The sequence below is a fragment of the Magnetospirillum sp. LM-5 genome, assembly GCF_902729445.1.
Lineage (GTDB): Bacteria > Pseudomonadota > Alphaproteobacteria > Rhodospirillales > Magnetospirillaceae > Magnetospirillum.
The window spans coordinates 20,637-27,373 of sequence record NZ_CACVCE010000029.1; the positions used below are offsets into that span (position 1 = coordinate 20,637).

Sequence of the window (6,737 nt, forward strand, 5' to 3'; positions counted from 1 at the left end):
GCATCAGCGTGCCGCCGCCGGAATCCGCGCCGGACGGTCCAGGATGGCGGTACAGGCCTCGGGCAGGACCGGCCGGCGGGTGTTGGGCTTGTCGCGGCCCAGCTCGGGCAGGATGGTCGGCCGCGCCAGCCAAGATTGCAACTCGGCCCCGCAGCCATCGCCGTCGGGAACCGCGGCCTGGGGGGCGCACTCGCCGTCGCCGGGCGGACAGGACAGGCGGACGTGGAAATGCTCGTCATGGCCCCACCACGGCCGCAGCTTGGCCAGCCAGGCGCGGTCGCCCCTGGCCGACCGGCAGGCGGCAGCCTTGATGGCCGGGTTGACGAAGATGCGATCGACCTCGGGCGGGCGGGCGGCCTGTTCCAGCAGCTTCAGGTGACGGGGCGTCCAGGTCCTGGCATCGACCGCTTTGCCCTTGACCATCGACACCGGCACCGGCCGCGCCCGCTCGTCGGGCGTCAAGGCCCGCCCGGGCAGCCGAAACCAGATATCGACGTCGATCCCGTTCTGGTGGCTGCCATGGCCATAGGCCATGGGGCCGCCGCGCGGCTGCGACAGATCGCCGATCAGCAACGGCCCCGCCCCGTCGGCGGCGGCCTTGCGGCCCAGATCCTGGATGAAGGCGATGGTGCGGGGATGGGACCAGTTGCGATTGCGTTCGAGCCGCAGCACCTGATAGCCGGTTCCGTCGGGCGGCAGCGCCACCGCGCCTGCGATGCAGCCGGCGGCCGCGCCGCCGATGGCGCGCGGATGGTCGTCGGCCGAAGGATGACCGATGGCCGCCCACCGCTCGGCCGGCGAGGCCCCGGCCGCGGAAGACATCATGCAGGCCACCAGGATCATCAACCGGCGCATGGTTTTAATCCAACGGGGTTTCGGCGAATTGCCGCTGGATGTCGGCGATGGCCGATCGGCTTTGCTTCAGCACCTCGACCGCTTCCGGGTCGAACTTCTTGCCCGCCTGCTCGGTCAGGAAGCCCAGCGCGTCATCGACGCTCCACGGCTTCTTGTAGGGGCGCGTGCTGGTCAGGGCGTCGAACACGTCGGCGACGGCGACGATGCGGCCCTCCAGCGACACCTCGTCGCCGGACAGGCCGGCCGGATAGCCCGTCCCGTCCACCGATTCATGGTGATGGGCCACCACGTTGCGCAGTACCCGCAGATAGGGCGCCTGGGTCAGGCGGAAGGTTTCGGCCATCACCTGGACGATCTCGTTGCCGCGCCCGACATGGCTTTTCATGATCTCGAATTCTTCGGTGGTCAGCCGGCCGGGCTTGAACAGGATCTGGTCGGGCACGGCGATCTTGCCGACATCGTGCAAGGGCGAGAACTGGAACAGGAACTCGACCCATTCGTCGCTCATGCCCTTGCGGGGCGCCAGCCGAAGCGCGATCAGCCGGGTATAGCGCGACATCCGCTCCAGGTGGGTGCCGGTTTCCTCGTCCCTGACCCGGCTGATCTGGCGCACGGTCTTGACCGCCGCCTGGATCATGCGGATCGCGTCCAGTTCCATGATGGTCTGCAGCGACACCACCTCGGCGATGGCCTTCAGGCCGCGCACCACCGGACCGGTGAAATAGCCCTTGCGGAACGAATTGAAGAACACGAAACCGTAAAATACGCCCTTGTGGAAGATCGGCACGGTATAGCTGGACAGATAGCCGGCCCCGGTCAGCCGACGGCAATGGGCCGGCGCCGAGCTGACATGGTCGGTCAGGTCGTTGATCACCCGCCTGGCCCCGGTGCGGGCCAGTTCCGCCAGCGACTTCAGATCGGCCAGTCGAGCGACGGTGTGGTCGAACGGATTGTCGCTTTCCGAGGAATGGACGAAGGACCGCAAGATGTCGGTCTTTTGTTCGTAGATGGCGACGGCGATGCGGTTGACGCCGTCGAAATCGCGCTTCATCTCGTCATGCAGGCACATCAGCCGTTCGGCCAAGCCCTGTTGGATCGGCCGATATGCCACCTTCGGCGAGTCTGAAGCGGACGTGATCCCCATGATGCGTGTCGCGATCCAATATTGCTTGGAGCGGACTATACGTTAATTTTTGCGTCAGCGTCAAAAACAGGTTGTAACGCAACCGTCAATCAAAAACGGTTTCGGTGAACTTCGCCTGGATTTCACGAATCTCGGCTTCGCTTTCACAGAGGGCGGCAACGCAATCGGGGGCGAACTTGATGCCGGACTGGTCGCACAGCAGCCCCAGGGCCCGCTCGACGCTCCAGGCCTCCTTGTAGGGCCGCGTCGAGGTCAGGGCGTCGAAGACGTCGGCGACGGCGGCAATGCGTGCCTCGATTGGAATATCCGCCCCAGATAAACCATAGGGATAACCCGATCCGTCCAAGGCTTCATGATGGTAAGCGACAATGTTGCGCAAGACTTGGAAATGAGGAAGCGAACGCAACTCGAAATCACTGATCATGCCATCGACGATTTCCACGCCCTTGGCCACATGGGCCTTCATGGCGGTGAATTCGTCGGGGGTCAACCGGCCGGGCTTGAGCAGGATGGCGTCGGGCACGGCGATCTTGCCGACATCGTGCAGCGGGCAGAACTGGAACAGATATTCCACATATTCGTCGGTCAGCCCGTTGGGGCCGGCAAGGCGCTGCGCCACCACCCGGGCATAGCGGGCCATGCGAGCCAGATGCGCCCCGGTTTCCTCGTCGCGGGCCGAGCTGACCGAGCGGATGGTCTTGACCGCCGCCTGCATCATCCGAAGGGTATCCAGATCGCGCATGATGGACAGCGCGATCAGCTCGGCATAGGGCCGCAGGCGGCTCACCACCGACGGGGCGAAATATCCGGCCTGGAACGAATTGAAGAACACGAAGCCGTACAGGATGCCGCGATGCTGGATCGGCATGGTGTAGCTGGAACGATAGCCGGCGGCGATCAGACGGCGGGCATGGTCCTGGCCGCGTTCGGCCGCCTCGGCCAGATCGTGGATGATCCGCCGCGCCCCGGTCCAGGCCAGCTGCTGCAGGCTGGGCAGCTCGGCCAGCCGGCTGGTGTGGTTGACCAGCGGGCTGTCACCGTCGGACGAATGGATGAAGGTCTTCAGCAGATCGGTCTTGGCATCGTAAAGGGCGATGGCGACGCGGTTCAGCGCCACCAACGTCCCATCCGTCTTGATCTCGTCATGAAGACAGATCAAGCGTTCAGCGACCCCACGATAAAGCCCCTGCTCGACCTCGTCCAAGGCGCCCCCCCTGCCCCAATTGAGCGGATGCTAACAGAGGCCGCCTCGACAGGTCAAACGCTCGCCCGCCCCGGCGGTCAGCCCAGAGCCTTCGCGGTCTCGCGCAGGATGAATTTCTGGATCTTTCCGGTCGAGGTCTTGGGCAAGGGACCGAAGACCACCGTGCGCGGACATTTGAAATGGGCCAGCTTTTGGCGGGTGAAGTCGATGATGTCCTTTTCGGTCACGCTGGCCCCGTCCTTCAGCATCACGAAGGCGCAGGGCGTCTCGCCCCACTTCTCGTCGGGGCGGGCCACCACCGCGGCCTCGACCACATCGGGATGCTGGTACAGCACGCCCTCGACCTCGATGGTCGAAATGTTCTCGCCGCCCGAGATGATGATGTCCTTGGACCGGTCCTTCAGTTCCAGATAGCCGTCGGCGTGCCACACCCCCAGATCGCCGGTGTGGAACCAGCCGCCGGCGAAGGCCTCGTCGGTGGCTTTGGGATTTTTCAGATAGCCCTTCATCACCACGTTGCCGCGGAAGAACACCTCGCCCATGGTGACGCCGTCCTTCGGGCATGGTTCCAGCGTGGTGGGATCGGCGACCATCAGGCCTTCCTCCATCACATAGCGCACGCCTTGGCGGGCCTTGAGCCGGGCCCGTTCGTCCAGCGGCAATTCGTCCCATTCCTCGTGCCACGAACAGACCGAGGCCGGGCCATAGACCTCGGTCAGGCCGTAGACGTGGGTGATCTTGAAGCCCTGGCTTTCCAGCCGGCCGATCACGGCGGCCGGCGGCGGTGCTGCGGCGGTCATGAACTCGACCTGATGGGGCAGCGGCCGGCGATCGGCATCCGACGCGTTGATCAGCAGGCCCATGACGATGGGCGCACCGCACAGATGGGTGACCTTGTGGGCCTCGATGGCGGCGAACATGTGGGCGGCATCGACCCGGCGCAGGCAGACATGGGTCCCGGCCAGGGCGGTCACCGTCCACGGGAAGCACCAGCCGTTGCAATGGAACATCGGCAGGGTCCACAGATAGACCGGATGGCCGCTCATGCCCCAGGTCATGGCATTGCCGATGGCGTTCAAGTAAGCGCCGCGATGGTGGTAGACCACGCCCTTGGGATTGCCGGTGGTCCCCGAGGTGTAATTGAGCGCGATGGCTTCCCATTCGTCTTCGGGCCAGCGCCAGGCGAAATCGGGGTCACCGGTTTCCAGGAACGCCTCGTAGGTCATCTCGCCCAGCAACTCGCCGCCGCTATAGGCCGGGTCGTCGATGTCGATGACCAGGATGTCCTTGCGCGCCGTCATGGTCAGCGCCTTCTTGATCACGCCCGAGAATTCGCGGTCGGTGATCAGCACCCGGGCCTCGCCATGGTCGAGGATGAAGGCCAGGGCTTCGGCATCCAGGCGGATGTTCAAGGCGTTCAGCACCGCGCCGATCATCGGCACGCCGAAATGGGCCTCGAAGATCGCCGGCACGTTGGGGGCCATCACCGCCACGGTGTCGCCCACCCCGATGCCCCGCTTGGCCAAGGCCGAGCCCAGCCGGCGGGCGCGGGCATAGATTTCGGCCCAGGTGAAGCGCAGCCCACCATGGATCACCGCCACCCGGTTGGGATAGACGCTGGCCGCGCGTTCCAGGAAGTGCAGCGGCGTCAGCGCCACGAAATTGGCGGGGTTCTTGTCCAGATGGGTGTCATAGGGGCGGGCCATGTTGCGGTCTCCTGGTTTACTGCCTGGTTGGCTCCGAGAATGCGTCGGCAGCCCGCCATTTTCAATGATTGACACCGGCGCCGGCTGGGAGTGGGATTCCCCCATGCGTCTTGCCCTGGTCATCAACCGTGCCGCCGGCACCTTCCGCCGCCTTCCGTTGGAACAGACGGTCGAGGCGATCGCCGGCCAGTTCCAGGCCGCCGGTCACGCGGTGGAAGTCGAGGTCTGCGGCCGGCGCGACCTGGCCGCCCGGCTGTCGGCACTGGCGACCCGGTCCGACATCGACGCGGTGATCGCCGGCGGCGGCGACGGCACCATCCTGACCGCCGTGCTGGCCGGCATCGGCCGCACCAAGCCGCTGGGCCTGTTGCCGCTGGGGACCTTGAACCTGTTGGCCCGCGACATCGGCCTGCCGCTGGACCCGGTCGAGGCGGCCCGGGTGCTGGCCGGCGCCCAAGAGGCCGAGATCGACCTGGGCGAGGTCAACGGCCTGCCCTTCGCCATCTGGGCGTCGTTGGGGATGCATCCGCGGGTGGTGCGCCGCCGCGACCGCCTGCAGCGCGAGGGATTGACCAAGTGGCCGGCCTTCGCCCTGGCGGCGCTTCGGGCCTTTCGCCGCTACCCGATGGTGACGGTGACGCTGGCCATCGGCGACAACACCACCACGGTATCGACGCCGCTTCTGGTCATTTCCAACAATGCCTGGCGCGAAGAGCCGCTGCCGCTGAAACGCCAGACGCTGGACCAGGGCGAGTTGGTGGTCCACATCGCCAAGTGCAATTCGCGCCTGTCGCTGCTGTGGCTGGCCTTCAACGCCCTGATCGGCCGCTGGCGGGTCGGCAGCCTGCTGGAAACCTTCAGCGCCCACGAGGTCCGGGTGACCGGGCGCAAGCGCCGGGTCATGCTGTCCCTGGACGGCGAGGTCACGGTGCTGGCCTCGCCCTTGGTGTTTCGCGTCAATCCCCGGGCCTTGCGCATGCTGGTCCCGCCCCCTGCCCCGCCCGAGGCGGTGCCATGAGACTGATCGCCCATCTGTCCGACCTGCATTTCGGCCGCACCGACGCGGCGGTGGTCGCCGCCCTGCGCCACGATCTGGAACAGCACCGGCCCGATCTGGTCATCGTCTCGGGCGACCTGACCCAACGGGCCCGCAGCGCCCAGTTCGCCCAGGCCCGCGCCTTCCTGGAAAGCCTGCCGGCGCCGTCCCTGGTGGTGCCGGGCAACCACGATCTGGCCCCGCTTTATCGCCCGCTGGCCCGCCTGTTCGCGCCGCGCGCCAAGTTCGCCCGCTTTCTACCCGATCATGACGAAAGCCCGGTCTGGACCGACGAGCGCCTGGTGGTGGTCGGGCTGGACAGCACCCGTCATCTGCGCTGGAAAAGCGGCAAGCTGCGCGACCATCATCTCGACCATGTCGATCAGGTGCTGGCCGAGACGCCGGCCAACCATTGCCGCATCGCCTTCCTGCACCACCCGCCCTCGACCGCCAAGGCCGGCCACCCCTTCGCCAGCCTGGCCGAGCGCGGCATCGACCTGGTGCTGGCCGGCCATGTCCACCATGCCCATGTCGAGCTGATCCATGCCGGCCATCACCAATCCTGCGTGCTGGTGCAGGCCTCGACCGCCTGCTCGACCCGGCTGCGCGAGGACGCCAACGGCTATGCCCTGATCCGGGTCGGAATGCCCGCCGTCACTGTCGAGGTGCGCGGATGGAACGGCAAAGAGTTCCATACCGTGCACCGCCACGGCTTCCACAAGGTGTCGGGGCTGTGGCATCACGATTGAGGGGGCACGTTTTTGCGTGTCTCGTCATGGCCGGGCTTGACCC

The 6,737-nt window shown here is 66.3% G+C and carries 6 protein-coding genes; 2 read left to right on the forward strand and 4 right to left on the reverse strand.

Translation table 11 applies throughout. The features are described from left to right. Positions 1 to 3: 3 nt before the first annotated feature. From mepA to MTBLM5_RS11480, 4 genes are all read right to left on the reverse strand, one after another. Entirely contained in the window at positions 4 to 855 is an 852-nt protein-coding gene (gene mepA, locus MTBLM5_RS11465; protein ID WP_254431008.1) for a penicillin-insensitive murein endopeptidase, read from the reverse strand. A 4-nt stretch (positions 856 to 859) separates the two neighbouring features. Beyond that, on the reverse strand, positions 860 to 1,999 hold the full coding sequence (locus tag MTBLM5_RS11470) for an HD-GYP domain-containing protein (protein ID WP_173976250.1): 1,140 nt from the start codon (positions 1,997 to 1,999) through the stop codon (positions 860 to 862). A gap of 85 nt (positions 2,000 to 2,084) precedes the next feature. Next, positions 2,085 to 3,203, reverse strand: a complete 1,119-nt coding sequence (locus tag MTBLM5_RS11475) for an HD-GYP domain-containing protein (protein WP_173976251.1) — start codon at positions 3,201 to 3,203, stop codon at positions 2,085 to 2,087. 77 nt (positions 3,204 to 3,280) lie between these two features. After that, positions 3,281 to 4,909: an acyl-CoA synthetase gene (locus MTBLM5_RS11480; protein WP_173976252.1), complete on the reverse strand. Its 1,629-nt coding sequence runs from the start codon at positions 4,907 to 4,909 to the stop codon at positions 3,281 to 3,283. Positions 4,910 to 5,012: 103 nt separating this feature from the next. Here MTBLM5_RS11480 and mamU point away from each other — a divergent pair, with 103 nt between their 5' ends. Then, positions 5,013 to 5,927 (forward strand): lipid kinase MamU, encoded by a 915-nt coding sequence (mamU, locus tag MTBLM5_RS11485; protein WP_173976253.1) that lies wholly within the window; start codon positions 5,013 to 5,015, stop codon positions 5,925 to 5,927. Then, entirely contained in the window at positions 5,924 to 6,694 is a 771-nt protein-coding gene (locus MTBLM5_RS11490) for a metallophosphoesterase (protein ID WP_173976254.1), read from the forward strand. Before mamU ends, MTBLM5_RS11490 begins: the two co-directional genes overlap by 4 nt. Positions 6,695 to 6,737: the final 43 nt, after the last annotated feature.

Excerpts from the sequence above, each read along its gene's own strand:
- MTBLM5_RS11470 (WP_173976250.1), bottom strand. The coding sequence starts at position 1,999 with ATGGGGATCACGTCCGCTTCAGACTCGCCGAAGGTGGCATATCGGCCG.
- MTBLM5_RS11480 (WP_173976252.1), bottom strand. The coding sequence starts at position 4,909 with ATGGCCCGCCCCTATGACACCCATCTGGACAAGAACCCCGCCAATTTC.
- mamU (WP_173976253.1), top strand. The coding sequence starts at position 5,013 with ATGCGTCTTGCCCTGGTCATCAACCGTGCCGCCGGCACCTTCCGCCGC.
- mepA (WP_254431008.1), bottom strand. The coding sequence starts at position 855 with ATGCGCCGGTTGATGATCCTGGTGGCCTGCATGATGTCTTCCGCGGCC.
- MTBLM5_RS11490 (WP_173976254.1), top strand. The coding sequence starts at position 5,924 with ATGAGACTGATCGCCCATCTGTCCGACCTGCATTTCGGCCGCACCGAC.